General features: G+C 38.5%; 26 protein-coding genes and 1 pseudogene. 14 read left to right on the top strand and 13 right to left on the bottom strand.

All coding sequences use genetic code 11. The annotated features are described in order from the left end of the window. Positions 1 to 124 precede the first annotated feature (124 nt). From accD to leuB, 4 genes are all read right to left on the bottom strand, one after another. Positions 125 to 1,075 carry an acetyl-CoA carboxylase, carboxyltransferase subunit beta gene (gene accD, locus VB713_RS05425; RefSeq protein ID WP_323310559.1) on the bottom strand — a complete coding sequence of 317 codons (951 nt, stop codon included), beginning with the start codon at positions 1,073 to 1,075 and terminating at the stop codon, positions 125 to 127. A 442-nt stretch (positions 1,076 to 1,517) separates the two neighbouring features. Continuing rightward, entirely contained in the window at positions 1,518 to 2,339 is an 822-nt protein-coding gene (locus tag VB713_RS05420) for an A24 family peptidase (protein ID WP_323310558.1), read from the bottom strand. Between the two features lie 66 nt (positions 2,340 to 2,405). Next, positions 2,406 to 2,666 (bottom strand): hypothetical protein, encoded by a 261-nt coding sequence (locus tag VB713_RS05415; RefSeq protein WP_323310557.1) that lies wholly within the window; start codon positions 2,664 to 2,666, stop codon positions 2,406 to 2,408. A gap of 91 nt (positions 2,667 to 2,757) precedes the next feature. Continuing rightward, entirely contained in the window at positions 2,758 to 3,846 is a 1,089-nt protein-coding gene (leuB, locus tag VB713_RS05410; RefSeq protein WP_323310556.1) for a 3-isopropylmalate dehydrogenase, read from the bottom strand. 93 nt (positions 3,847 to 3,939) lie between these two features. Between leuB and VB713_RS05405 the strand changes: the two are divergent. From VB713_RS05405 to purT, 5 genes and pseudogenes are all read left to right on the top strand, one after another. Beyond that, positions 3,940 to 4,599 (top strand): annotated as a pseudogene (locus VB713_RS05405) (mechanosensitive ion channel family protein); the annotation flags it as partial. Between the two features lie 1,012 nt (positions 4,600 to 5,611). After that, positions 5,612 to 7,210 carry a calcium-binding protein gene (locus tag VB713_RS05400; RefSeq protein ID WP_323310555.1) on the top strand — a complete coding sequence of 533 codons (1,599 nt, stop codon included), beginning with the start codon at positions 5,612 to 5,614 and terminating at the stop codon, positions 7,208 to 7,210. Positions 7,211 to 7,536: 326 nt separating this feature from the next. Next, the gene (locus tag VB713_RS05395) at positions 7,537 to 8,487 is read left to right on the top strand and encodes an ABC transporter ATP-binding protein (RefSeq protein ID WP_323310554.1); all 951 of its coding nucleotides are present in this window, start codon (positions 7,537 to 7,539) and stop codon (positions 8,485 to 8,487) included. Positions 8,488 to 8,529: 42 nt separating this feature from the next. Continuing rightward, on the top strand, positions 8,530 to 10,347 hold the full coding sequence (locus tag VB713_RS05390) for an ABC transporter permease (RefSeq protein ID WP_323310553.1): 1,818 nt from the start codon (positions 8,530 to 8,532) through the stop codon (positions 10,345 to 10,347). Between the two features lie 148 nt (positions 10,348 to 10,495). Beyond that, a complete protein-coding gene (gene purT / locus VB713_RS05385) occupies positions 10,496 to 11,665 on the top strand; it encodes a formate-dependent phosphoribosylglycinamide formyltransferase (RefSeq protein ID WP_323310552.1) in 1,170 nt (389 codons plus the stop codon). 73 nt (positions 11,666 to 11,738) lie between these two features. Here the strand turns inward: purT and VB713_RS05380 are convergent, their stop codons facing one another. Together VB713_RS05380 and crtH are read right to left on the bottom strand one after the other, a co-directional pair. Further along, positions 11,739 to 13,148: a serine hydrolase gene (locus VB713_RS05380; protein ID WP_323310551.1), complete on the bottom strand. Its 1,410-nt coding sequence runs from the start codon at positions 13,146 to 13,148 to the stop codon at positions 11,739 to 11,741. 116 nt (positions 13,149 to 13,264) lie between these two features. Beyond that, positions 13,265 to 14,764 carry a carotenoid isomerase gene (crtH, locus tag VB713_RS05375; RefSeq protein ID WP_323310550.1) on the bottom strand — a complete coding sequence of 500 codons (1,500 nt, stop codon included), beginning with the start codon at positions 14,762 to 14,764 and terminating at the stop codon, positions 13,265 to 13,267. Between the two features lie 382 nt (positions 14,765 to 15,146). Here crtH and upp point away from each other — a divergent pair, with 382 nt between their 5' ends. The 3 genes from upp to VB713_RS05360 all read left to right on the top strand — a co-directional run bounded on the left by upp (position 15,147) and on the right by VB713_RS05360 (position 16,624). Further along, on the top strand, positions 15,147 to 15,797 hold the full coding sequence (gene upp, locus VB713_RS05370) for a uracil phosphoribosyltransferase (RefSeq protein WP_323310549.1): 651 nt from the start codon (positions 15,147 to 15,149) through the stop codon (positions 15,795 to 15,797). Between the two features lie 70 nt (positions 15,798 to 15,867). Continuing rightward, positions 15,868 to 16,218: a hypothetical protein gene (locus tag VB713_RS05365; protein WP_323310548.1), complete on the top strand. Its 351-nt coding sequence runs from the start codon at positions 15,868 to 15,870 to the stop codon at positions 16,216 to 16,218. Between the two features lie 151 nt (positions 16,219 to 16,369). Beyond that, positions 16,370 to 16,624: a YggT family protein gene (locus VB713_RS05360; protein WP_323310547.1), complete on the top strand. Its 255-nt coding sequence runs from the start codon at positions 16,370 to 16,372 to the stop codon at positions 16,622 to 16,624. Between the two features lie 125 nt (positions 16,625 to 16,749). Here the strand turns inward: VB713_RS05360 and VB713_RS05355 are convergent, their stop codons facing one another. Continuing rightward, complete coding sequence (locus tag VB713_RS05355; protein WP_323310603.1) at positions 16,750 to 17,181, bottom strand: biotin carboxylase; 432 nt, start codon at positions 17,179 to 17,181, stop codon at positions 16,750 to 16,752. 139 nt (positions 17,182 to 17,320) lie between these two features. Here VB713_RS05355 and VB713_RS05350 point away from each other — a divergent pair, with 139 nt between their 5' ends. The 4 genes from VB713_RS05350 (at position 17,321) to VB713_RS05335 (ending at position 19,385) form a co-directional block, all read left to right on the top strand. After that, positions 17,321 to 17,941 carry a hypothetical protein gene (locus VB713_RS05350; RefSeq protein ID WP_323310546.1) on the top strand — a complete coding sequence of 207 codons (621 nt, stop codon included), beginning with the start codon at positions 17,321 to 17,323 and terminating at the stop codon, positions 17,939 to 17,941. A gap of 187 nt (positions 17,942 to 18,128) precedes the next feature. Further along, complete coding sequence (locus tag VB713_RS05345) at positions 18,129 to 18,311, top strand: CsbD family protein (protein ID WP_323310545.1); 183 nt, start codon at positions 18,129 to 18,131, stop codon at positions 18,309 to 18,311. A gap of 70 nt (positions 18,312 to 18,381) precedes the next feature. Beyond that, a complete protein-coding gene (locus VB713_RS05340; RefSeq protein WP_323310544.1) occupies positions 18,382 to 18,822 on the top strand; it encodes a hypothetical protein in 441 nt (146 codons plus the stop codon). A 41-nt stretch (positions 18,823 to 18,863) separates the two neighbouring features. After that, positions 18,864 to 19,385 carry a hypothetical protein gene (locus tag VB713_RS05335; protein ID WP_323310543.1) on the top strand — a complete coding sequence of 174 codons (522 nt, stop codon included), beginning with the start codon at positions 18,864 to 18,866 and terminating at the stop codon, positions 19,383 to 19,385. A 222-nt stretch (positions 19,386 to 19,607) separates the two neighbouring features. Here the strand turns inward: VB713_RS05335 and VB713_RS05330 are convergent, their stop codons facing one another. From VB713_RS05330 to VB713_RS05315, 4 genes are all read right to left on the bottom strand, one after another. Then, entirely contained in the window at positions 19,608 to 20,084 is a 477-nt protein-coding gene (locus VB713_RS05330) for a Uma2 family endonuclease (RefSeq protein WP_323310542.1), read from the bottom strand. A 40-nt stretch (positions 20,085 to 20,124) separates the two neighbouring features. Then, positions 20,125 to 20,292: a hypothetical protein gene (locus VB713_RS05325; protein WP_323310541.1), complete on the bottom strand. Its 168-nt coding sequence runs from the start codon at positions 20,290 to 20,292 to the stop codon at positions 20,125 to 20,127. A 150-nt stretch (positions 20,293 to 20,442) separates the two neighbouring features. Beyond that, positions 20,443 to 21,543, bottom strand: coding sequence for a PD-(D/E)XK nuclease family protein (locus VB713_RS05320; RefSeq protein WP_323310540.1), 1,101 nt, complete (start codon positions 21,541 to 21,543; stop codon positions 20,443 to 20,445). Between the two features lie 109 nt (positions 21,544 to 21,652). After that, on the bottom strand, positions 21,653 to 22,228 hold the full coding sequence (locus tag VB713_RS05315; protein WP_323310539.1) for a Uma2 family endonuclease: 576 nt from the start codon (positions 22,226 to 22,228) through the stop codon (positions 21,653 to 21,655). Positions 22,229 to 22,352: 124 nt separating this feature from the next. Between VB713_RS05315 and VB713_RS05310 the strand changes: the two genes are divergently transcribed. After that, positions 22,353 to 22,484 carry a hypothetical protein gene (locus tag VB713_RS05310; RefSeq protein WP_323310538.1) on the top strand — a complete coding sequence of 44 codons (132 nt, stop codon included), beginning with the start codon at positions 22,353 to 22,355 and terminating at the stop codon, positions 22,482 to 22,484. Between the two features lie 14 nt (positions 22,485 to 22,498). On the opposite strand, the gene rpe is transcribed toward VB713_RS05310, so the two are convergent. Next, complete coding sequence (gene rpe / locus VB713_RS05305; RefSeq protein WP_042465865.1) at positions 22,499 to 23,206, bottom strand: ribulose-phosphate 3-epimerase; 708 nt, start codon at positions 23,204 to 23,206, stop codon at positions 22,499 to 22,501. A 110-nt stretch (positions 23,207 to 23,316) separates the two neighbouring features. Between rpe and VB713_RS05300 the strand changes: the two genes are divergently transcribed. After that, the gene (locus VB713_RS05300) at positions 23,317 to 24,930 is read left to right on the top strand and encodes a S8 family serine peptidase (protein WP_323310537.1); all 1,614 of its coding nucleotides are present in this window, start codon (positions 23,317 to 23,319) and stop codon (positions 24,928 to 24,930) included. Between the two features lie 105 nt (positions 24,931 to 25,035). Here VB713_RS05300 and VB713_RS05295 read toward each other — a convergent pair whose 3' ends face one another. Next, positions 25,036 to 25,416, bottom strand: coding sequence for a response regulator transcription factor (locus tag VB713_RS05295; protein WP_323310536.1), 381 nt, complete (start codon positions 25,414 to 25,416; stop codon positions 25,036 to 25,038). Positions 25,417 to 25,657: the final 241 nt, after the last annotated feature.

Here is a 25,657-nt window from a genome sequence, read left to right as displayed (position 1 = left end):
AATAGGGAATAGGGAATAGGGAATAGGGAATAGGGAATAGGGAATAGGGAATAGGGAATAGGTAGGTGACAGTTGTTATTTTCCCCCTGCTCCCTGCGCCCTGCTCCCCTGCCTCTTCCCCAACCTACTCCGCAACAGTAGAAGTCAAACTCATGGTTTCCCACAAAACCATATTGGGTGCGGTTGGTATAGGCTGGTGTAAAGCAATTAGCTGTGTCAAAGTGTTCTTTAATTGGGTACGGGGAACAATATCATCCACAAAACCATGCTTGAGTAAATCTTCAGCGGTTTGGAAATCTTCAGGTAGTTTTTCTCTCAAGGTTTGCTCAATTACTCGTCTGCCCGCAAAACCAATGGTGGCTTTTGGTTCAGCAATGATGAGATCACCCAACATCGCAAAACTAGCTGTAACGCCCCCTGTGGTGGGATTTGTTAAAACAGGAATGTATAATAAACGGGCATCTTGATGGCGTTGTAAAGCTGCGGATATTTTGGCCATTTGCATTAAGGAGAGCATTCCTTCCTGCATTCTTGCACCGCCGGATGTGCAGATGATCACTACAGGATAGCGGCGTTGTGTGGCTTGTTCAATCATGCGGGTGATTTTTTCACCAACAACAGAACCCATGCTACCACCCATAAAGCGGAAGTCCATGACTCCTAACGCGATGGGTAAACCGTTAATTTGGCCTAAACCGGTTTTGACTGCATCTATTAACCCAATTTTTGCTTGAGTTTCCCGCAAGCGATCGCTATAGAGTTTGCGATCGCGAAATTGTAAGGGATCTGTTGGGCGCAAATGCTCATCTAAGGGTTTCCAGGTATTTGCATCAATCAATTGACGGATACGTTCATCGCTATCTACCCGATTATGATGACCACAGTCCACACAGACCATTTGATTGGCTTTTAGGTCTTTTGCATAACTTAAAACACCACATTTAGGGCATTTATGCCACAAACCATCAGCGATTTCCCTTTCTTGACGTTCTAAGCTAGTAGATCCTGATTTCCGCCGATTTGCAAACCAATCAAATAAAGACTTTAAACCGCGTGATTCTTCGTTGTTTGCCATTTTTATCTTATTGTAAGTAGGTACGAGGTCACAAAAAGGCCAATCAATTTGAGATTTGAGATTGACCTTACCTGCTTCTAGGGTGTGAAAAATTGTTTGACTACATCATCAAAACTACCCTGATTAGCAAGTCAAACCTGATGGAAGCATATTTTGATTGTCAGCTTAATGACAATGATGTTGTCAATAATTAAGTCTATTACTACTGTCTTAGTGGACTTTATTATATCAAGGTATTGGCAAAGCCTTAAGAATCAAAAACCCAATTAGAATGCATTTTCATCCTAATTAATCAGGACTTTGCTAGTTGATTAGCAGTCAGAATTCATGGCATTAGTTGTATTTGCCAACTGCATATTTGGGAGGGTAATACCAGTTATAAATTAATATTACCAAAATATAAAGGGCTAATGGGGTAATGAAGGTTACATTCATATTGTTTTCAAGATACAGGCAGAAATAACCGCAGGTAATGCGACAAAATAGTTTCACCGCTAAAAACAGCAATTACCGCTCCCATAGCTAAGAAAGGACCAAAAGGCATCTTTTGTCCTATTTTATGACGTGACAGCATAATTGCGCCTCCACCAACTAAAACTCCCAAGGTGCAAGCCATAAAACCAGCTATTAATAAATACTTCCAACCTAACCAAGCTCCCATCATGGCTGCTAATTTTGCATCACCTGCACCCATGACAGCCTTACCATAGGCTAGGGAACCAAGAATTGAGATACTATCAAACAACCATAAACCCATGACTGCACCGAATATACCGAGCATTAAGTAGTTTCCCACCCCTACCCAGCTACTTGTTGATAGAAAACCAACACCCATTTGAAAGATTAAGCCCAATATTAACCCGGATTGAGTCAGTGGGTTAGGTAAGGTCATTGTATCCCAATCCACAAGGGATAGTGCCAATAACCAACTACAAAAAGCCCAATAACCGATGGTTAAAATTGAAAATTGAAAGACCCAAAATACGATTAAAAATATTATGGCTGTTATCCCCTCGACTAAGGGATAACGGCGAGAAATCTTGCTTTTACAATATCGGCATCGCCCTTTTAACCACAACCAACCCAAAACCGGTACGTTATCGTAAGATTTGAGCTTGTTTAAGCAATGAGGGCAACGAGAAGGTGGCCAAAGTACTGATAATCCAGCAGGTAGACGATAAACTACAACATTGATAAAGCTACCAATTGATGCACCTAAAGCAAAGACAATGATACTCGCAGGGACGAAGATCAAAATGTCCATATAGTATTTTGTCCATTAGTTATTAGTCATGAGTCATCGGTTAGTGGTTAATTTCTTCCCTGTTCTCTAGTACATATACGATTCTATCTGATTCAATGGTATAAAACATTCTTGTGGTAATAGTACTGGATGTTGAGTAAAAATCACCTTACCCCGATGAGTTACTAGACTAATTGCTACTCCTGAAGGTTGCCCAACGACTTCGGGATGTACTTCACAGTAGGTGTAGTAGATGTATCCAGCGGCTTTAATTAGGGTGGGATCAACCAAAGGCATCTGGTTTCTTGGGGCGGGAAAATTCGCCTGTCCTTGTTGTGCAACGTACACTATTGGTGTTTATGTGATTTATAGATTTGCTTCTAGTTTATCCGAAACTTCTAGCAAAGAATGTTAAAATCCTCAACGTTAAATGAGGAAATTATTTTTCTTCCAGGATTTGAATCAATGCATTGCCCATAGCGCGACAACCCAAAAGATTCATGCCTTCAGACATAATATCTCCTGTGCGATTGCCTTGTTGTAAAACTTGTAACACTCCATTTTCAATCAAATCCGCCGCTTCTGGTTGATTTAAGGCATAACGTAACATCATCGCTGCACTCAAAATCTGTGCTAAAGGGTTAGCTTTATCAAGTCCAGCAATATCTGGGGCTGAACCATGAACGGGTTCATAGACACCAGGACCAGAAGCACCCAAACTCGCAGAAGGCAACATCCCAATGCTACCGGTGAGCATAGCCGCTGCATCAGAAAGAATATCACCAAATAAATTCCCTGTCACAATTGTGTCAAATTGTTTAGGAGCGCGTACTAACTGCATTGCCGCATTATCCACATATAAATGAGATAATTCAATATCTGAATATTCTGCGGACAGTTTAGTGATACATTCTCGCCACAGTTGAGATACTTCTAACACATTAGCTTTATCTACCGAACAGAGTTTTCCACCCCGTTTCCGCGCCGTTTCAAATGCGACTTTGCCAATTCTGTCAATTTCTGATTCGGTGTAAACCATAGTATTTACACCACGTTTTTCACCTGTTTCTGTAGCAAAAATACCCTTTGGCTTACCAAAATAAATTCCACCGGTGAGTTCCCGCACCACCATAATATCTACACCTTCCACAACTTCACGTTTTAAGGTGGAAGCATCAATTAACTGGGGTAAAATTTTCGCAGGACGCAAATTTGCAAAAAGTTCTAACCCTGCACGTAGTCCTAACAAACCCGCTTCTGGGCGCAAATGAGAAGGTAGGGAATCCCATTTGTAACCACCGATAGCAGCAAGTAAGACAGCATCACTATTGCGGCACATATCTAAGGTAGCAGCTGGTAGGGGTTCACCTGTTGCGTCAATTGCAGCACCACCAATTAAAGCTGTTTGAAAGTCGAATTGAATATCAAAGCGTTGTCCGACGACTTTCAGCACGTCCACCGCTACTGCCATAATTTCGGGGCCAATGCCATCACCGGGAAGTAGTGTAATACGGTAGTTCTGAGTCATAGCTAAATTTGATGATGTAAAAATTGAGGTGGACTAAATATCATACCTAGAAATCGTACCAAGATAATTTTTCTTTTGCGTATATTGTAATAATTAAGAATTGTTTTGGTTGTGGCAATTCTTGGCTTTTTTGGTGTAGAAACAACCTCTTTTGCTGCATTACTGGCTGCGGTTGGTATTGCCATTGGTGCAGCATGGGGAGGACTGTTGGCTAACTTTGCAGCAGGTGCATTTTTAATTATTTTCCAACCCTTCAAGGTTGGCGATTTTATTACAGCAGGAGGTGTAACAGGCACTGTTGTAGAAATTGGACTTTTTACAACTACTTTAAACACACCAGATAATGTGATGACGATTGTGGCAAATAACAAAATATTTGCTGATAACATCCAGAATTATTCCGCTAATCCTTACCGTCGTGTTGATCTATTGGCTCAACTAGCCCATGATGTTGATCATAATCAAGCGATCGCACTTTTGAAAACTAGAATCAGCCAAATCCCTCACGTGCTTACAGATCCAGCGCCAGATATAGAAAAAATTCTCACCTTTAACTTGGCTGGCCCCGTTCTAGCAGTACGTCCATATTGCCATAATGATCACTACTGACAAGTGTATTTCGATACCAATAAAATCATCCGTGAAAGCTTTGATGAAGCTGGTTATCCAGTTCCCGAACAGCGTTATACAGTCAATGGTTCATCTCCAAATGGAGGCAACGTTTTGATCTCCATGCCATCAGAAATAGGGTAAATATTCAGATAAAACTTTTTCTCAGCTGAGTTTAAAGGGTTTGTACCAATTTTATGTGAGGCTATCCAGAATCATGAACTCAATTTAATTATCCGTCTTTATCTGTGTTTCTCTGCGGTTAATTATTATTGATACATTATTCTATGCAACTTCATATCAATTTGGTATTAGAGAAAATGGAATTTAAAAAGTTTCAATATTTAAGAACAGGTAGGGTTGACACCTTACCTATTTTATTTACCAATACTTCTATGAAAATCTCGTGTAATTAAGAAAGTCAAAAACAATACCTGACATCCCGGAGAGTATTTAATGTTAAAAAAATTCCTATGAGACAGACCCAGATATATTAAAATTTGGCATATATATATTATTCGTAGCCTTAAATTTTAGTGAAAAATAAATAATAAATAAAGCATATTATATCCAATATGAAGAGTATGTAAAAAATGAATATTCAATCTAGATAATGGAAAAAGATAGATTATTATGTATTTAATAAATAAACTTGGTCTTGCTGGATATCAAGCTAAAATACACCAAAGTCACAAAATTAACTTCAGGAGCAATAAATTAAACTATTATTGCGTTAGTTAATTAAAGTTTTGCTTGAAGCTTTCAGAAAGATCAATCATAAGGCGAACTTTCAATATAATTTCAGGGAAGAGAGCAGTTCGCACAATATTAGAAGTAAGGAGTCAAGATTTATAATCCAGAATGTTTGTCAGAACCAGGATATCCATCCTAGACAATTTCATATCCCATCACTCCAATATCTGACAAGCAATGTTAATTCTGGATCATCTATTCTGAATACTTACTATTAATCTACAAGTAAATACACGGCAATTTGTATTTTCTATACCAGGTAGCCATAACATTTGTCATTCAAATTAGTAATTGACAAACTGGATGTAGCCTTCGTCTATCAGAAATGACTTTTGGGTATTTTTCGCGTTTTAAATTAGCAAGACCTAGTTTCCGAACAACCTGATTAAAATTCGGAGAAATTATGGCAATTATCTTTGGTGATGACCATCCAAATAATTTGGTTGGAACAGCTGATCATGACATTATTGATGGTCTGGGGGGAAATGACATTCTCAAAGGTAAAGATAGCAATGATACCCTTGAGGGTAGAGAGGGTGATGATAGACTAGAAGGTAACAATGGCGACGATTCATTATACGGGCATAATGGACGCGATGTCTTAAATGGTGGAGCAGGCAACGATTTCCTGATGGGTGGAGCAGGTGACGATACTTACATAGTTGATAGTACAGGAGATGTTGTCAGTGAGGACAATGGATACGGTCAAGACGCAGGTGGTACTGATATAGTCAGGTCTTCTGTAACTTGGACTTTGGGTGATTATGTTGAAAACCTTGTCTTCACTGGCACAGATAGCATTAATGGTACAGGTAACGCCCTCAACAATATCATCAAAGGCAACAGTGCCAATAATTCGCTTTATGGTGAAGCTGGTAATGATATCCTGGAAGGTAACGAAGGCAACGATATACTCTACGGTGGTGATGGCAACGACGTACTAGATGGTGGAGTTGGCAACGATACACTCTATGGCGGTGCAGGTGACGATACTTACATAGTTAATAGTACAGGAGATGTTGTCAGTGAGGATAACGGCTCTGGTGGGGACGCAGGTGGTACTGATATAGTCAGGTCTTCTGTAACTTGGACTTTGGGTGATTATGTTGAAAACCTTGTCTTCACTGGCACAGATAGCATTAATGGTACAGGTAACGCCCTCAACAATATCATCAAAGGCAACAGTGCCAATAATTCGCTTTATGGTGAAGCTGGTAATGATATCCTGGAAGGTAACGAAGGCAACGATATACTCTACGGTGGTGATGGCAACGACGTACTAGATGGTGGAGTTGGCAACGATACACTCTATGGCGGTGCAGGTGACGATACTTACATAGTTAATAGTACAGGAGATGTTGTCAGTGAGGATAACGGCTCTGGTGGGGACGCAGGTGGTACTGATATAGTCAGGTCTTCTGTAACTTGGACTTTGAGTGATTATGTTGAAAACCTTGTCCTCACAGCCACAGATAGCATTAATGGTACAGGTAACACGCTGAACAATATCATTAAAGGCAATAGTGCCAATAATATTCTCTATGGTGAGGGTGGCAATGACACTATTGAGGGTAACGATGGCGATGATGTGCTTCAGGGTGGTGATGGCAACGACGTACTAAGGGGTGAAGCTGGCAACGACACACTCTTTGGTGGTGCAGGTAACGATACACTCTTGGGTGGTGCAGGTGCTGATATCTTTGGCTTCAATAGTTTCAGTGAAAGCATTGATAATATTAAGGACTTCAATGTAGCTGAAGATTTTTTTCAAATATATCCGCCTGGTTTTGGTGGAGGGTTAACTGTATCCCCACTTGACCCTAATCAATTTACCATTGGTTCCAGTGCGACGACTGGTGAGCAGCGATTTATCTATAACAATAGTACAGGCGCACTTTTCTTTGACCAAGATGGAAATGGTACCGCATTTGTTCAGACGCAATTCGCACAGTTATCTACAGCACTATCCCTCAGTGCAGCAAATTTCATTGTTTTAGTCTAATTGTGATATCTCCGTTGTCTAGAGTTGACAGGACTCTAGCAGAGAAAGGATAAATTAATCCTGTGAGAATCCATCTCTTCAATAACATGAAGGGGTGGTATTTTTCCATTAATCCGGACTTATGCACAGTATTTATCTGTGATAGCGCAGTGTGACGTAAGTCATGGACTGGGTTTAAGGGTGTAAGAGTTTTCCTGTATTTGACCTTGATTTTTTTATCATTTTACATAAATAATAAAGCCTGTTTCCATTTCCGAAACCAAAGTAGATGCAGCTGTAGAGAAAGGTTAGCTTAACTGTTAAACACAAGCCGCATTTCAGCCGCGATGGTAAAAGAAATAGCAATTAGCACCCGTGGATTAACTAAGCAATTTGAACGACACGTTGCAGTGAACGATGTTGACTTAGAAATTCAGATGGGCGAAGTTTACGGATTAATTGGCCCCAATGGTGCAGGTAAAACAACTTTAATTAGGATGTTAGCCGCAGCAGAAGAACCAACTACAGGTGAAATTTATGTTAATGGAGATCGCTTAGTCCGAGACAAAAGCAACTCCAACCTCAAGCGTCATCTTGGTTACTTACCCGATGACTACCCACTCTATGAAGATTTAACAGTCTGGGACTATCTAGATTATTTTGCTCGTTTATATCGCTTGCGGGAACCACGACGCACACAACGTCTACACGAAGTTTTAGAACTCATCCAACTTGGTAATAAGCGTAACAGCATGATTTCTACCCTCTCACGGGGGATGAAACAGCGTTTAAGTTTAGCCCGCACCATTATTCACGAACCTATCTTACTGCTTCTAGACGAGCCGGTTTCTGGTCTTGATCCTATTGCGAGAATGCAGTTTCGGGAAATTATCAAAGCTCTGCGAGAAGCGGGAATGACAATATTAATTTCTTCCCATGTTCTCAGCGACTTAGCCGAATTGTGTACTTCCGTGGGCATCATGGAACTAGGCTTTTTGGTAGAAAGTGCCTCATTGCAACAACTTTATCAACGTTTAGCCCGACAGCAGATTTTAGTATCAACTTTGGGCAACATAGATGCATTGGTGAGTGAAATCAAAAATTATCCCTTGGTGGAAGAGTGGGAAGTAATACCTGGTAACAACAGTCTCCGAGTGAATTTTTCGGGAACACAGGAAGATTGCGCTGAATTATTGCGATCGCTTATCAGTACAGGTATACCCTTAACTAACTTTCACTGCACCCAAGAAGACCTAGAAACTATTTTCCTGAAATTAGGTCACAAACAAGCATCCTAATTAGTTAATAATTCTCAGTTTTAAATTTTGGAGATTTTTTCTATGATGCTCAATTTTATAGACAGAGTAGGTGAATGGAATCCCCAACTATTCCGAGAACTAAAAGGACGATTTAAACCTTTTAATGTCCTAATTGCTGTTGCCTCATCCTTACTACTGCAACTCATTGTTTTTCTATTTCAATTACGAGAATTTCCCGATGATAAATACTCTCTCAGGGCAAATTATTGTACTTTGAAACAAGGATATCAAAACCAAGAACACCAACTTTACCGTCAGCAAGAACTACTTTACCAAAAAATAGCTAATTATCGACAAATTAAATTATCAGACAATACCATAATTCCCAATTTGGAAGCGGAGGTTAAGCAAGTTGGAACAGAAATAACTAACTTGCAGAATTATTTGTCCCAGAATATTTGTCCTCCTGATCAAATTAACTGGCAATTGTGGTGGAGAGATCATTGGGAATACTTCTTTTTAACATTTAGTGTCATCTTTGTTTTTACACTATTAGTTGCTGGAACTTATTCACTCATCAGCGACTTAGCCAAAGAAGAACAGCGTAGTACACTGAATTTTATTCGCCTCAGTCCACAGTCAGAAACCAGTATTTTGACTGGGAAAATTCTCGGAGTACCAAGTTTAATCTATCTTTTTGTTCTGACAGCTATTCCTCTACATTTTTGGGCTGGACATTCGGCTAAAATCGCCTCTAGTTATATTGTCAGTTACTACGTCATTCTTGCTGCTAGTAGCATTTTCTTTTACAGTGCTGCACTTCTATTTGGTTTAGTTAGTCGCTGGTTTAACAGCTTTCAACCTTGGTTAGGTAGCGGTGCTATTCTCCTGTTCTTGTTTATGACAATGACAGTAGTATCGTCTTACAATAACATCAATAATCCTTTGGCTTGGTTTAGATTATTCAGCCCTTGGGAGATTACAGCTTATCTGTTTCCTAATTTGTTTCGTGTATATAACGGTTCTGCAATAGAAAATTTGCAAATTTTCTATGTACCAATTGGCAAAAATTTAGTTAGCTTAATTAGCATTCATTTAATCAATTATGGGATTTGCACCTACGGTATTTGGCAAGCAATGAAACGCTGCTTTCGTAATCCAAATGCCACTATTTTGAGCAAAGGACAAAGTTATTTATTTATAGCTTTTTCTCAGTTCATGTTTATAGGATTAGCGATGCAAGACATCTCCCGTAGACAAGATGCAGATATTATCGCTTTAGTTGCATTTCTCAACCTAGCTTTAGTATTCGGATTAATAGCAATTCTCTCACCTCATCGTCAAACTGTCCAAGATTGGGCAAGATATCGTCATCAAAATCATAGAAACGAATCTTTATGGAAAGATTTATTTTCGGGTGAAAAAAGCCCTGCATTGATGGCAATAGCAATTAATTTAGTAATTGCTGCTATACCTTTAATAGTTTGGATATCACTCTTCCCTGAAGATTTAGATATTAACAACAATTTCGGGAAGCTGAAAGCAATTTTAACTGTAGCTTTATCTATCAGTTTAGTGATGATTTGTGCGACAATTGCCCAGTTAATGTTGTTGATGAAAAATCCCAAGCGGCATATTTTTGCAATTGGGACTGTGGCTGTAGCAATGTTTTTACCACCAATTATTCTCCAATTTCTTGGTATCTACGCTTCCAAAAATCCAACTATTTGGCTATTTTCTACCTTTCCTTGGGCAGCCATAAAATACTCTGAATCGACAACAATTTTTATGGCATTACTGGCTGAATTTACTGTTCTCGCATTGTTAAAATTCCAATTAACAAGACAAGTGAGAATTTTAGGTGAATCTGCAACAAAGGCATTATTAGCAGGAAGATGATGATGATGCAAGATTAAAAGTCAAATATTATCAAATTACAACCGTCGGTAAAAATTTTTATCGGCGGTTAAAATTTGTAATAAAAAAGTTAATACACTATCAGATAATGATATTAAAAATTATTAATTGATGTAACCCTAATAAATTCATGAGAAATTCGCTAAAACTACCCCAAAAGTTAATGCTGCTAGGTGCAGGAGAACTAGGCAAAGAATTTGTAATTGCTGCTCAACGCTTAGGTAATTATGTAATTGCAGTTGATCGTTATGCAAATGCTCCCGCTATGCAGGTAGCTGATTGTGCAGAAGTTATTTCTATGCTTAGTGCTGAGGATTTAGAAGCTGTTGTTAATAAGTATCAGCCTGATTTTATTATTCCCGAAATTGAAGCAATTAGAACTGAAAAGTTACAGGAATTTGAAAATCGGGGGATTACTGTGATTCCGACAGCAGCAGCGACTAATTACACGATGAATCGTGATCGAATTAGGGAATTAGCTCATCAAGAATTAGGAATTAGAACAGCTAAATATGGTTATGCAGTCACTTTAGAAGAATTAATTAAAATTTCTGAGCAAATTGGCTTTCCCAATGTTGTCAAACCTGTGATGTCATCCTCTGGAAAAGGTCAATCTGTAGTCCAGGATAAAACGGAAGTTGAAAAAGCTTGGAATTATGCTATTTCTAATTCTAGAGGTGATAGCCAAAAGGTAATTGTGGAAGAGTTTATCAACTTTGAAATCGAAATTACTTTACTGACAATTAAACAGTGGAATGCACCAACAATTTTCTGTTCTCCGATTGGACATCGCCAAGAAAGAGGAGATTATCAAGAATCTTGGCAACCAGCAAATATTGCTGAAGATAAAATATTAGCATCTCAAGAAATAGCCAAAAAAGTTACTGATGCTTTGGGTGGTGCGGGAATTTTTGGAGTTGAATTTTTTATTACTAAAGACGAAGTGATTTTTTCTGAACTTTCTCCTAGACCCCATGACACGGGTATGGTGACATTAATTTCTCAAAATTTGAATGAATTTGAATTACATCTGCGGGCTATTTTAGGTTTACCTATTCCCCATATTGAACAGTTAGGTTTTTCTGCCAGTGCAGTTATTTTAGCTGCTGAAAAATCTGATTCTATTGCTTTTGCTGGTGTTGCTGATGCTTTAGCAGAAAAAGATGTAGATATTAAGTTATTCGGTAAACCTACTGCTCATCCTTATCGACGTATGGGGATAGCTTTAGCTAAAGGTGTTGATGAAAAAGAAGCGAGGGAAAAGGCAACAAGAGCAGCTAGTAAAGTTAAATTAGTTTGATTGAATTCAAAAATTAATAGCAGACTTGATGTGAGTAATGAGTGCTTTAGCACTCACTACAAATTTATCAATTCTACCTTGTGAAATTTTGAGGAGAATCAATTGCAGCAACTGGGTTTTCTTGATTTAGATAATCATAAACTAATCGAGAAATTTCCTGAATGAATTTTCTGCCTCTCACGTCGTTATAAGGACGTTTAACAAAAATTGCGGCTAGATAATGCTTACCATTCGGCATAGTTACAAACCCAGCATTACCAATCAAAAAGCCGATATCGCCAGTTTTGTGAGCTATAGTTGCACCTTTTCCTAAACCTGCGGGAAGCAATGTGCGAGTTTTGGTGTGGCGCAAAATATCTAAGGCTTGTTCTTTGCTTTGGCGAGAAACTAACTTGTCATTGACTAACAAAGCCAATGCACGCGCCATGTCCTCAGAACTAGTGGTATTAGTTCCTTTGAAGTCACCCAAAAGATGACGAATGACTGTATTTTTCAGTCCCCAACTGCGGAAACGTCCATTAAGTCGCGCTGCTCCACCCAAACGATCAATAATCATGTTGGTAGCAGTATTGTCACTAATGACAATCATTTTGGTGATGGTTTCCAACGCGGTGTATTTTTTACCAACTCGCTCATATTGCATCACTCCTGAACCACTGGTGACTAAATCACGTCGCATGGTTAGTGTGTCATTGAGGCTGACTCTACCTGCATCTAATTCTTGAAAAAAGGCCAGAAGAATAGGCAGTTTAATGGTGCTGGCAGCTGGAAAAATGCGATCGCCCCCTATATCTAAATAATTACCATTATCTAAATCTAAGAAGAACATCCCTGTTTGCAAAAAACTGTAACGATTCATTAACGCTTTAATTTGCGGTTCTAAATCCCTCATTGGCGAATTTAAGGGAACCACACCAGCAAACAACTTACTACCAGAAAGATTTGGTGAAGCCTGAATTGGTGCAGTATTCAGCCTTGTAATTGTTTTGGGTAAACGTGGAGATAGATTAACTGGTTTTTTAACCGTTGGGGAAAACTGAATTTTAGAACGGTTTAGCCTGCCTAAATTTTGTTTGACTGGCTTGGGTAACTCTACAGACCAATGATTGTCCGATTCCTGTTGTAGCTTGATCTGCGTGGGGTCAAAGGTATAACCCGGTGCTAAAGTAACTACTATACGGGTATTACCTCGGCTAACTTCTGCTATTTTTACTTCTCTAAGTATTTTCCCCACCCTTTGAGTAACGGGGGAATATCCCAGAGTCACTCCTGGTAAGTCAATCACCAGATGATTAGGGTTAGCAAGCTTTACTTGCGGTTGTACCTGTTCATTTGTAGCAAACTTGAGATGATTACGGTTGCTATCAAAATACCAACTAGCAATATTTGCTGCTTTGACAGTTGAACCAAATAGAAGGACACTCAAAAAACTAGATAAAAACCAGCTTGTTTTGAGAATGGTCGTTTTGTGTGTGAGTTGCATGAGTGAGGAGTTGTTGAGACGAAAACAAAAAGCAATTGCTCGCTATTAAAACACAATATAAAAAATTTGCATGACTCACACGCCAAAAAATCAGACTATTTTGGATGTATCCTTGCTCAAAGTCCCAAATCAACAGCAATGCGATGAGCGCAAGCAAACCCAGAAAACGCCACTGCATTCAAACCCTGACCGGGAAACGTGCTATCCCCCACACAATACAGCCCAGAAATAGCTGTACGATTAAAAGGCATTCCCAGCAATCCCCACAATTTACGTCTGGGTATGGGGCCATAAGTTCCATCCATGCGACCTAAAAAGCGACGGTGTGTCAGCGGTGTTCCTACTTGCAGATAATCTAACCCAGCATCTAAACCAGGAAAAATCTTTTCTAGTCTTTGAATAATTCCTTCTGCTGCTTGTTCTTTTTTGGCTTCATATTCACTGGGTGAAAGTCCTTGCCAATCAGCTATCCATTGTGGTGTAAAGACATGGATAATGTGGTATCCTCTGGGGGCTAAATCTGGGTCAAGTAGTGTGGGAATAGAAACGAAAATCGTTCCTGCTGGTGACTCCATTTTTTGCCAATCTTCTAGCAAGATGTGATGGCACTCTGTATTAGCAGGTAAAATAGACGCTTTCACACCCAGATGTAAACTTAAAAAACTTGGTGATTTTTGATATTTCTGTTGCCAATCTTTCTCATTAGTTGGCATTTGCTTGGAAGAGAGTAATTTTTCAAAAGTATCCCAGCGTGTAGCATTAGATACGATACGTTTGCCATGATAAACTTCACCGTTAGCTAATTTAACACCTACTGCTCGTCCCTTTGCAGTCAGAATTTTTGTTACCCTGGCTTGGTATTGAATTTTTCCCCCAGTTTTTTCTAAACCTTCAACTAATTTCTGGGCAATTTTACCAACTCCACCTTGAGGATAGTTAACTCCTCCATAATGTCGATCAGAAAAAACCATGCCTGCGTTAATCATGGGTGTCATGGAGGCAGGAACTACTGACCAGCAATAACACTCGATATCAATAAATTTTAATAGCAGTGGATCTCGAATATAACGCTTGGCTATATCTCCGACATTTAGAGGTAAGTACCTAGCCAAACCCAGACAGGCTAAAGGATGTTGTAAAAATACTCGCAGTAAATATCCTAGTTCTTCTAATGATAGTAATTCAAAGCTATTTAGGTAATTAAAAACCTTTTGACATTCGTCATAAAAACGGCGAATCCCTTTTTTTTCATGGGGAAAATAATCTGTCAGATTTTGTAAAAATTTTTCATAGTTTTGGTCAACTTTAATATCTAAATTGTTAGGTAGATGATAATGAATTTGTACAGGATCTGGTATTGATTCTAGGCTGACATTAACAGCTTCTAAAGCACGGGTGAGTAAGTTGGTTGTCCCTTTTTTTCCTAAACCAAAAATCATTGATGCACCAACATCAAATGTATATCCTTGGTGTTGAAAATAACCAGCACTACCTCCGGGAATGAGATAACTTTCTAGTACTAGGACTTTAGCTCCTTTAGCTGCTAACTGGGTGGCTGTTACTAAACCACCAATACCAGAACCTATGACAATGACATCAAATAATTCGTAATTCATGCTCCCTTCGCACCAGAAGAATACTGATTAATTAAACCGCAAAGAAGCTAAGGATACCAAGAAAGAGGAAGAAGATAGTCGAATGCAATACAATTGAGGGCGGGAAAACCCCTACAGGCTTGGTGTTCAAAATAATCAAAAAAAAAAGAGGGACAAACCTGCTGCTGCTGGCTATCCCGTCTGCCGATCCTTTAAAGAGAGGAGAACACTAAACGTTAATATAGCCTTGATTGAGAATAAATGTCAACTACTAATGCAAAATAATCTCAATTATAAAAATGCATCTGACTATCACCTAGCCAAAATTGGGGTCAGCCACTCACCGGAAAGAGTATGATGTTGTATCAGTTCCCCTATAATTACAGGCTTTCCATTTCTAGCTATGACACAACAATTGCTTGTTTACGTCCCACCTCATCCGCTAATCAAGCACTGGTTGGCAGTAGCTCGTGATGTGGCTACGCCTCCAGTATTATTTCGCGCTGCTATTACTGAGTTGGGAAGATGGTTAACTTATGAAGCGGCCAGAGATTGGTTGCCGACCCTAGAGACAACGGTGGAGAGTCCATTGGCTCCCTGTCCAGCCACTTTCATTGATCCACAAGTACCTGTAGCAGTTGTGCCGATTCTCCGGGCTGGTTTAGGCTTATTAGAGGGAGCGCAGACATTGTTGCCTTTGGCAAAAATTTACCATTTGGGTTTGGTGCGAAATGAGGAAACTTTAGAACCCTCTTGTTATCTGAATAAATTACCAGAAAAATTTGACCCGGAAACACGGGTGTTAATTACCGATCCGATGTTGGCAACGGGAGGGTCTATAATGACAGCAATGGCAGAATTAACTAAAAGAGGAGTTGAGCCAGCGTTAACAAGGGTTGTTTGCGTTGTGGCAGCACCACCGGCTTTGCAAAAGTTGAGTGCTGATTATCCAGGTTTAACTGTTTACAGCGCAGCTATTGATGGAACGTTGAACGATAAGGGGTATATTGTACCGGGATTGGGGGATGCAGGCGATCGCATTTTTGGGACTTAGGCTAGGATGCACCTAAAGCATGAAAATAGCTTAAATACTTTGAAACTTGCAGATTGAAGGCGGTAAAAATATGAGTCAGAAAGATGGTTTTGCCAGCGGGTTTTTATTGGGGACTCTTGTTGGTGGAGTAGTGGGTGGGGTATTGGGTACAGTGCTGGCATCTCGAAGGGATGCACAATTGGCAGCAGATGAGGAGATAGGACTCTCTGATGGTTCCATACCTGGAAATAAAATAGCAGCCAAAAGACGGCAGATGAGAGCAGCAGCTAATGAGGGGTTAGAAATGGAAACTGCAAGGCGATCGCTAGAAGATAAAATTGCTCAACTGAATGCCACAATTGATGATGTGCGAAACCAGTTGGGAAATGTCAACGGCAGTTCATCCCGGCCAGTTGAAGGTTCTGTCTCTCAGGACTCTTGAAAAATTTCTGTAACATAGCGCAATCATGAATTCTCATCAATATCATGAATTCTCATCAATATTGGGAGCTATTTGCAGACTCAATGCCATTGACTCAATTAAAATCAATCATAAGACCGTTTTTGTCACTTAGCAGGAAACCAACCCATCTATGTATTTACTGTTTAACACATTAGCTACCTTTATTACCATCTATGGCTATTTGCTAATTAGCCGGGTTTTATTGACCTGGTTCCCGCAAATCAACTGGTATAACCAACCATTTGCCGCTTTGAGCCAGATAACTGATCCTTATTTGAATCTGTTCCGGTCAATTATTCCCCCACTAGGTGGTATGGATTTTTCGCCAATGGTAGCGATTATATTGCTGCAAGTTCTAGGTAGTGGATTGCAAGGTTTTATGTAACAACATAATAGACATCTCCGAAAAAGTAGAGACGTTCCATGGAACGTCTCTACAAGGGTTTTCTATAAAAGCATATTTAAATTCTTACAAGAAATGTTAGGTCTGGGCTAACTAGCCCAGATTTATCAGCGCCTGACTTGTCCGCTAAAACCAGTAGCCTTAAACTGCTTCAGCTGTAATGGAGTCGGCTGATTTGCAGGTACAGAAATTCTGAACTCAAAATCACTGATACCAGGGGGAACTTCGGCAATTGAACCGATACGGGTGCGATTTTGCATGACTGAATCATTGTTGGCATCATAGATGCGTCCAAAAATATCTGCATCGTAAACTGTTTTGTAAGTGCTATTTTCTGCTTTACCTGTGACAATAAAGCAACTTGCGGCTGCTGAACCGCTACTAATAACAGCACCTTTTGCTAATTCTGGTGGACAATCTTGATAAGAGACATCAAATAGTCTAATTTGTGTCAGCGCTACAGCCGGGGGAGTAAATACCCAGGCAAGAACAACAATTAGGAGAGAAACGAAGATAAGGGTGAGCGATCGCAACCGCATAAAACACACCATCACTTTATTAAAAGATTATACGTAACTTTTAACCTCAGCTTACCTGAATTTTCCGGTTAAGGAATTGGAAACTTAAATTTAAGATTGTCATAATTGTAAAATATAGATCCTCAATAGCTAGTATCCTATGACGACCGATGAGATTGAAGCAGCCTTGCGAACAGCTTTTAAACGTTGTGATGCAGCCAGCTGTCCTCTCACTGATATGCAGAAACAAATATTACTGCAAATAGTCGAGCAAATGCAGAGAAACTTAACCTCTCCGGTATCAGATACTGCCAATCCCTTAGACGAACTGACTCCAGAGGAATTGGAAGCATTTTTACAGTTTGTGAAAGCAGAAGAAGAACAAAACCGCACTTGGAAGGTGCAATTGCTCAATGATTGGTTGTTGGCACAAGATTCGGGAAAAGTGCAATTTATCCGCCAACGCTATGGCTTACCGTGGTTGAATCGGGTTGAGTCACACCATTTTGACAAATATTCTTATTTTGAAGAAGCACTACAGTTAAGAATAGGCGATCGCATAGAAGTTTCTAATGCACTGTGGGAATGGATACCAGAAGATGACTCCTCTCAGCGAGAATGGTTTCCCTGTATGGTCATTAAGGTTGATGAAATCCGTGATGGTGATGATACCTTTACCAGTTGCCTCATTCGCTTCTTTAATGGCACTGAGTATGAAATTCAAGGCATCTTTGAATGGAATCGCTATAATTGGCGTTGGCCACAGAAGCAGAATCAATAACTTAGCCAGAGGATTCAGAACGCCACCTGTATTTCATTTACTTTTCTAAGGATTGGGCAATTTGGTTAATCAAAAATATATTTCTTTCTATATAGATATCTAACAAAAATTGTATATCTTATGATGGAGGTTTTTATCAACTTGCTTAGATAAATTGAATATGTAATCCTTAAAAAAGGCAAATCAAATGAGCTTAGAAGAACGGGCTAAAGCCACAGCTAAAAATCTTGAAGGTAAAGCCCAAGAGGCCGCAGGAAATATTACTGGTGATCCAAAAGATAAAGCTGAAGGTAAAGCTAAACAGGCAGAAAGTCAAGTACGCCATGCTGTCGAAGATGTAAAAGATAATGTCAAGGAAAAACTTGATTAGATAAATTTAAAATTCGTAGTTGCATCGAAAAATCAACTACGAATAAAAATTATTCAATGAGGAGATAAATATGATTCTGCTTCAGCAAATACGGCAGATTTTGATGCCTTTAATCTTAATTCTAGTGTTAACTCTAACCGCTGCTTGCGGTGGGGGAACAGTTACAGAAGCTGACCGTACAGCCACACCATCAGTAACTGCTAGAGATGTTACCTATGCAGAATTAGAACGTGGCAACACTCCAGGGGGACAGGCTTTTGGTAAGTGGGTAGTGCAGACTTCTAAAGGGTTAGTTCAAGATGCTTATGTGCGAGATAATAACAAACTAGGTGTGGTTATTTCTCCTCAAGTTAAACCGAATGAAGTAAAAGCATTAGCAACATCTTTAGCGCAAGGTTTTCACAAGAATTTTCCTAATCAAGATGTAAAAATCTTGATCTATGCTCCTGACAAAAAACTGATCTTAACTGCTGATTATGATGTCCAGAGCAACCAAGTCAAGTATATCTAGAGAAATTAATTAAAACTTGCTAACAAAAGGAGATATATCAAATGGCAAATAGTGAACAATATAGACGTGAAGTTCTGAAAGATTTAGCACAAGGAAATGTCGAATCTTTAGACAATATTCCAGCCGATACGACAAATGAATATCAAAACTTTGATGATTTTGCCCAGAGGACAACAACAGACCAACGTCGGCAATTATTTAATCAGTCTTTACCTCCTGAAAGTATCCCTCCTAGCGAAATGGAGCCAGAATTGCAAAAAGCAATTTCTCAAATTAAACCCAATGAACGGGATGATGTTGCCAAGGCTTTTTTCAAGCAATTAAAAGAACGAGGACTTGAGGAGAAAAGGTTAGAACAACAGTTAAATCTTTCTACTCACAACCCTAACCGCATGACTGCTGATGATGTCAGCAAACTTGCCTCTTTCGCTTATCACAACCATCCTGATGTTTTCCGTGAGGTATTAGCGGAACAGCCAGGAATTATGAAGTTTCTTAGTAATCCTATTGTCGCCGGAATTATCGGGATTGCAGCAGCTAAATGGTTAGGTAGTCGGAAGTAATAAAGTCTAATTATTTAGGGTGGGTAATGCTCACTCTACACTTAATTTACCTCATAAATCAAGATATAGATCAATACCTTGTCCAAATCGCAAAAAGTCTTGATTTGTAGGTTGGGTTGAGGTACGTTCACATAGTGTGCCGGAGGCATAACCCAACAAATGCGTCGGGTTGCGCTGTCGCTTAACCCAACCTACAAAAAATGGACAAGGTATTGATAGATATTATCTTTTAATTTGGTTAGGAAAGTCAGGAACTAACAAGGATTTTTCTAATTCACCTTGTTCATTATAGAATTTTATTTGACCTTGTTCATTACATAACCATACTTCAATTGCTTGAGCTTCCAAATATAATTTTTTCTTAAATTCCATTTCATCAAAGGTGTTACCAGTTGATTTAACTTCTATACAAATTTCTGGTGCAATAGAAGCTGATATTTCATCTTGAATTTGATCAAATCTTGCTTCTGAACACCAAACCACATCCGCTACTTTAACGCCATCTGATGTATTGATTGCACATTCTGGCATTACTTCACCAGTTTTCAATAAAGATTCTAATAAACGTTGGATTCTTCCTTGATAAAATGAGTGTTTAATTTTTACAGGACTCATTACAATTTGTCCCCATTTATTCAGTTCAATCTTAAAAGGTAAATCTTGCAATTGTTGATTTTCACAAACTTCTTCCCATTTCATAGTCAATTACCTAGATGGATAATATTAATATCATTTTAAATTATTGGTGCTTGATTATCAATTTAGACTGATAGTATTTTTGATCATTCTCGACTTCAGAATTAATTTCATCAAGACTTTTGAGAAGATGTTCAGCAAGCATCGCTCTGTATAGAGGAGGTAAGGTTAATACTGCTCCAAAAATTTCATCGTAAGTAACGTTAGTCATACAGAAAACTCCTTACAGAGTAGAGTGTGGTAATGGCATCTTAGTATAAATGCGCTTAATCCAACCTAAAGATTCTGATTAATATTCAGTGATAAAAAGTTAAGAACTGTTTAAGTCTAATCTTCACTGGTAACTTCTTCTTTTGTTGTTTCAGGATTTTAAATCACTCCAGGGTAAATCAGGATATTCTTTCCGAATATCTTTAAGTTCCTCAATGCAGTGTAAAAAATGTTTTTGTATGGCTGACAAATGGTCTTTATCAGATAAAATTTCTTGTAAGCTTTTTGTATAAGAAATCGCTCTCCATATAGATAACTTATTATCTAAAATCCATTTATTCTGTTTATCTTCACTTATGGTTTTCATAGATTTACAGCAACTTTCAAAATTTGAGTATTTACGGTGAACCCCCAAATATACACCTAAATGGGTATCTTTAGGTAAAATATCTTCAGCTAAATGAAAGTATCCAAGCTCACATCTAAAGTTACGGCTCTCTAGCTCTTTTCTTATTGTATATGCACGATCTATTTTTGGCTGCATTTTAAAAGCTTTTTTTGTCTTTGTTCCATCGGTAAAATTTTCTATAAATTCAGTCTTAAAGATACAAGTATCAGTTTCATTGAAAGTCTTATCTATAAGTTTAATGGCCTTATTAAAATTTTTCATTGATAGTAAATCATTATCTGAGAATTGCTTTTTTTGAAACATTTGATTATCCTCCATAAACTTTAATATCTCTATTTTTAGAGGATCAAATTCATATTTATTTAAAGCATCATAAAACTGATACCATCTCAATTCGTAAAAACTTACTTGTGGTGATAAATTTGATGCAAAAGTCTTAATTTTGTTTTTAGGATCATCGTCACGAGTGATATAAATTAAAATTCGGTGTCTGATATTTTGTGAATTGCTCAAAATATGAGCATATTTTTCTAAATTGTTGTTTACATCTTTAGCGCCAATTTTTGACTCAATAAATATCAAATCCGTATCTCTTCCATTTGATAACTCAACTTGTATATCAATTCTACTGTCTTCAGTATGTATTGGTAAACCTTTATGTGATTTTTGAGTTGAAATTCTGATACTCAAATAATTATCTTTATTAATAATTGAGTGATCTTTTAGCCAAGCAATCAAAATATCTTGATTGAGGTCTAAAAAATGAGCTACTATTATAGTAAAAAAATCCTCACATGGTTTCTTATCTGAATGCAATTTGAGTAATTTGGTAAATAAAGACATTGATCTTCAACAACACGGGTTTGAATAACTTATTATACTATGTATTTGCATTTATATTGTTTGTATAGATAGATGCCATTGTGATTTATGGTTATCGAAAGTTCATTACTTACCCAGGAAACACCTTAGATAAATCCAAAACTAAATCAGGGAAAGAAGGCAATTTAACAAACTCATTAGGTAATAAAATCAACTTACGACGATAATCAAAAATACCTTGAGAATCTTGATAAGGCTCACTGTAGCACTCTAAACGATTATTTATTAAATTAAAAATCCAATAATCAGAAATACCTGCTTCTGCATAAAGAGGTAATTTTATTTCTTGATCATATTTCAAAGTAGAATTAGAAATTTCAATTAAAAGTAAAATATCAGATGGTGTGGGATGATCTATAAAATAGTCATCAGCACGATTGCGGAGAATTGCTAAATCCGGTTCTGGTTCACTGTTTGGAGGAATAGATATAGGATCTTGATTTTGTAAAGTTGCACGATTACCTATTAATTGTGTTAACTCTCTAATTAATCGTCTATTGAAGGTTGAATGTGATTTACCTTTTGCAGCCATCTGAATTATTTCACCTTTGATTAATTCAACTCGCTCATCTTCTCTAAAGAAGCCGAGTTCCACTAGACGGTGATATTCAGCTATGGTGAAGCGTTTAGCAGTAACTACAGTCATAAAAGTTACAGAATTACAGAGCTATCTATATATTAACTCTTCCTCAAACTCTGAAAATCCAGTTCTTAATAGCAATACCTTGTCCAAATTGGAAAAAACCTTGATTTGTAGGTTGGGTTGAAGCATGAAACCCAACAAATGCGTTGGGTTGCGCTGTCGCTTAACCCAACCTACCGAAAATGGACAAGGTATTGTGATAGTTAATAAAATAAATCCCCGACTTCCCAAAGAAATCGAGGATCTAGGTTTTACTTAATTACCAAGATTAAATTAAACAGCTGCTAATTCTGGTGTGGGACGCTTGCTGTTGCGGATACTGCTAATAGCCTCAGCATAATCGGGAGCATTAAACACAGCAGAACCAGCTACAATAGCATTAGCTCCAGCTTCCAAAACTTGCCAAGTGTTATTGGCTTTGAGTCCTCCATCAACTTCGATCCAAGGATCTAAACCGCGTTCATCGCACATTTGACGAAGTTGGCGAATTTTGGGAACGACACCAGGAATAAAGCTTTGTCCACCAAAACCGGGGTTAACGCTCATAATCAGCACTAAATCACACAGTTCCAGTACATATTCAATTAGTTCTAAAGGTGTACCGGGGTTAAGTACAACTCCAGCTTTTTTACCGAGTTCTTTAATTTGTCCTAAAGTCCGGTGTAGGTGAGGTGAAGCATTATGTTCAGCGTGTACAGAAATAATATCAGCACCAGCTTTAGCAAAACCTTCCACATACTTTTCTGGTTCCACTATCATCAAGTGGACATCCAGGGGTTTGGTTGTAATGGGACGAATCGCCTCCACAACCAGAGGACCTATTGTAATATTAGGTACAAAACGTCCATCCATGACATCAACGTGAATCCAATCTGCTCCCGCTTTGTCTACGGCGCGAATGTCATCACCTAACCGACTAAAATCGGCTGATAGGATAGATGGAGAGATAACTATAGGTTTTTTAGATGGGTTTTGGGTCATGGCTGGTGGGTTTTTAAGCATATTCGTCTGTAAGCATTGTAACAAAATATGGAGTTTTTGGAAATTGGGGATTGGGGACTGGAGACAACTGACTATTAACTACTGAAACAATGAACAAATTTTGGATAATTTGCGGTTTGGGTGTGTCTTGTTTGAGTTTGCCGGTATTGGCTGCTGTCAAGTTTGGTAGTTCATTGGAAAGTAGTGGAATTGATGCGCTCAAACTACACAAACCTCCTTACAATTTAACTGGTCGTAAGATTGCCATTGGTCAAGTGGAAATTGGTCGTCCGGGGATGTTTGGCTTGGATAAAGCCGTGTCTAAAAATCGTGCTTTATCTCCAGTTGCTGTGTTTTTACGCAATGCACCAGCTAAATCAAATAGTGGTGTTGATCCCCATGCTTATAATGTTGCGGCTGTGATGGTGAGTAGAGATAAAGCCTGGAGAGGAGTTGCTCCAGATGCGAGGCTATATTCTTCTGCTGTGGGTTCTACAAAGAATATGGGTCAACCAGAGGAGTGTTTATCAGCACAACATATAGCACTGCAAAATAGTGGTGATGTTCGTGCTATTAACTTTAGTTTTGGTGAACCTTTGAACCGTGATCCCAGAGCAGATGCTGTTTTGGATGGAAAAGCTTTACTAACGTTGTGTATTGACTGGTCTAGTAGAGTTCATAATGTTCTGTATGCGATCGCAGGTAATCAAGGCAAAGGCGGAATTCCCATTCCTACAGACAATTTTAACGGAGTTAACGTCGCTTTTTCATCCCGAAGAGAGGGGATTTTTAATAAAGTTGATGTTTCTAATCTAGCAGGTAATTATCAAGGTGTGAGCGATAGCACCAATGCTGACTGGCCAGTTCGCTTAGTGGGAAAAGAGTTTAATATTGGTGGCAGGCGATCTATAGGTTTAGTTGCTCCTGGTAGTAATATTCCTCTACTCAATCCTGATGGTAAGTTGAATAAGTCTACAGGTTCAAGTTTTGCAGCACCCCATGTTACAGCTACTGTTGCTTTGTTACAAGAATTTGCTGACCGACAAATACGCACAAATCTACCAAATTGGAGCATTGATTCTCGACATCATCAAGTGATGAAAGCTGTATTATTAAATTCAGCCGATAAAATCCAAGATAGCGGTGATGGTTTACGATTGGGAATGACGAAGACTTTAATTGATAAACAAAATCAAGATTGGCTAGTTTCTGATGCTTATCAAAATCCCTCCATTCCTTTAGATGCTCAAATGGGAACAGGACATTTAAATGCATTTCGCGCTTATCAACAATTTCTTCCTGGTCAATGGCAACCTTCAGCACCTGTTCCCTCTATTGGTTGGGATCATAACACAATTAATGCTACATCATCTGTAGAATATGCTTTAGCAAAACCTTTAAAACAAAATAGTTTTGTAGCTGTTACCTTAACTTGGGATAGATTAGTTGAATTAGCAGATAAAAATAATAATCAACAATATGATGTAGATGAAAGTTTTATAGATAGAGGATTAAATAACCTCGACCTTTATCTAATCAAAGCAGACGACCTCAAATCAGAAATTGCGGCTTGTTCTTCTAGGAGTACGATTGATAATGTAGAACATATTTTTTGTCCAGTTCCTGCTATGGGTAATTATAAAATTCGTGTTCAGTTTAAACACCAAGTGAATGAAAAAATTCAGCCTTACAGTCTAGCTTGGTGGACAGTTCCAGTCAATTAGGTTTTGCTGAACAATTTTTCTGGTAGTAGTAATCAGGGGGTAGATGTATTCCTTGAAGTCGTAGTTATTGATAGAACTTAAACACCAACGGACTTTTCCCTATCATCAGCAAAAACCTAACACCTGCTTGGATTTTTCAAGTACTTCTTTGGGACGAAATGGTTTAGTCAGATATAGGTCAGCACCAACATCAATTCCTTTTTGTTTATCAAATTCCTGCCCTTTAGCTGTCAACATCACGATGTAGATTTCAGTCATTTGCAATTCGTGTTTAACGATTTGGCAGACTTCCAGACCACTCATTTTAGGCATCATCACATCGAGAAAAACTAGGTTTGGTTGTTCGGTTTTAATAGTTTCGAGAGCTTCTTCTCCATTTCTGGCAGTTAGGAGTTCAACTCCCTCGTCTTCTAATTCTTCTAGAGCTTGTTCCAACAAAATTACGATATTAGGTTCATCGTCAACAATGAGAATCTTCTGGATCATACAATTTTAGATTTTGGATTAGATTTTGGATGAGAATAATTCGTAAGCTTTCAAGAATCAGAATGCTTATAATAATACTTTACTAGTACAGAACGGCGTAAATAAACCAACCATTCCAAATCTCTGAAAAACTTACGCTGTATTCGGTTTGACTTTTGACTTCACGGCAGTACTAGTCCTCCAAATATTAGCGATCAGAGAGCATAATAAAGACGACATTTTCTAGCTCTTTTTCAAAGCG

This window comes from Anabaena cylindrica UHCC 0172 (genome assembly GCF_034931625.1).
Lineage (GTDB): Bacteria > Cyanobacteriota > Cyanobacteriia > Cyanobacteriales > Nostocaceae > Anabaena > Anabaena cylindrica_A.
The sequence above is the reverse complement of the archived record's forward strand: the minus strand, read 5'-3'. Positions and strand labels throughout refer to the sequence as shown.

Coding starts and splice junctions, on each gene's coding strand:
- VB713_RS05320 (WP_323310540.1), bottom strand. CDS start 21,543: ATGTCTTTATTTACCAAATTACTCAAATTGCATTCAGATAAGAAACCA.
- VB713_RS05325 (WP_323310541.1), bottom strand. CDS start 20,292: ATGACTAACGTTACTTACGATGAAATTTTTGGAGCAGTATTAACCTTA.
- VB713_RS05390 (WP_323310553.1), top strand. CDS start 8,530: ATGATGCTCAATTTTATAGACAGAGTAGGTGAATGGAATCCCCAACTA.
- VB713_RS05315 (WP_323310539.1), bottom strand. CDS start 22,228: ATGACTGTAGTTACTGCTAAACGCTTCACCATAGCTGAATATCACCGT.
- VB713_RS05330 (WP_323310542.1), bottom strand. CDS start 20,084: ATGAAATGGGAAGAAGTTTGTGAAAATCAACAATTGCAAGATTTACCT.
- upp (WP_323310549.1), top strand. CDS start 15,147: ATGACACAACAATTGCTTGTTTACGTCCCACCTCATCCGCTAATCAAG.
- VB713_RS05365 (WP_323310548.1), top strand. CDS start 15,868: ATGAGTCAGAAAGATGGTTTTGCCAGCGGGTTTTTATTGGGGACTCTT.
- purT (WP_323310552.1), top strand. CDS start 10,496: ATGAGAAATTCGCTAAAACTACCCCAAAAGTTAATGCTGCTAGGTGCA.
- VB713_RS05420 (WP_323310558.1), bottom strand. CDS start 2,339: ATGGACATTTTGATCTTCGTCCCTGCGAGTATCATTGTCTTTGCTTTA.
- crtH (WP_323310550.1), bottom strand. CDS start 14,764: ATGAATTACGAATTATTTGATGTCATTGTCATAGGTTCTGGTATTGGT.
- VB713_RS05395 (WP_323310554.1), top strand. CDS start 7,537: ATGGTAAAAGAAATAGCAATTAGCACCCGTGGATTAACTAAGCAATTT.
- leuB (WP_323310556.1), bottom strand. CDS start 3,846: ATGACTCAGAACTACCGTATTACACTACTTCCCGGTGATGGCATTGGC.
- rpe (WP_042465865.1), bottom strand. CDS start 23,206: ATGACCCAAAACCCATCTAAAAAACCTATAGTTATCTCTCCATCTATC.
- VB713_RS05355 (WP_323310603.1), bottom strand. CDS start 17,181: ATGCGGTTGCGATCGCTCACCCTTATCTTCGTTTCTCTCCTAATTGTT.
- VB713_RS05300 (WP_323310537.1), top strand. CDS start 23,317: ATGAACAAATTTTGGATAATTTGCGGTTTGGGTGTGTCTTGTTTGAGT.
- VB713_RS05335 (WP_323310543.1), top strand. CDS start 18,864: ATGGCAAATAGTGAACAATATAGACGTGAAGTTCTGAAAGATTTAGCA.
- VB713_RS05345 (WP_323310545.1), top strand. CDS start 18,129: ATGAGCTTAGAAGAACGGGCTAAAGCCACAGCTAAAAATCTTGAAGGT.
- VB713_RS05380 (WP_323310551.1), bottom strand. CDS start 13,148: ATGCAACTCACACACAAAACGACCATTCTCAAAACAAGCTGGTTTTTA.
- VB713_RS05310 (WP_323310538.1), top strand. CDS start 22,353: ATGAAACCCAACAAATGCGTTGGGTTGCGCTGTCGCTTAACCCAACCT.
- VB713_RS05340 (WP_323310544.1), top strand. CDS start 18,382: ATGATTCTGCTTCAGCAAATACGGCAGATTTTGATGCCTTTAATCTTA.
- VB713_RS05295 (WP_323310536.1), bottom strand. CDS start 25,416: ATGATCCAGAAGATTCTCATTGTTGACGATGAACCTAATATCGTAATT.
- VB713_RS05400 (WP_323310555.1), top strand. CDS start 5,612: ATGGCAATTATCTTTGGTGATGACCATCCAAATAATTTGGTTGGAACA.
- accD (WP_323310559.1), bottom strand. CDS start 1,075: ATGGCAAACAACGAAGAATCACGCGGTTTAAAGTCTTTATTTGATTGG.
- VB713_RS05360 (WP_323310547.1), top strand. CDS start 16,370: ATGTATTTACTGTTTAACACATTAGCTACCTTTATTACCATCTATGGC.
- VB713_RS05350 (WP_323310546.1), top strand. CDS start 17,321: ATGACGACCGATGAGATTGAAGCAGCCTTGCGAACAGCTTTTAAACGT.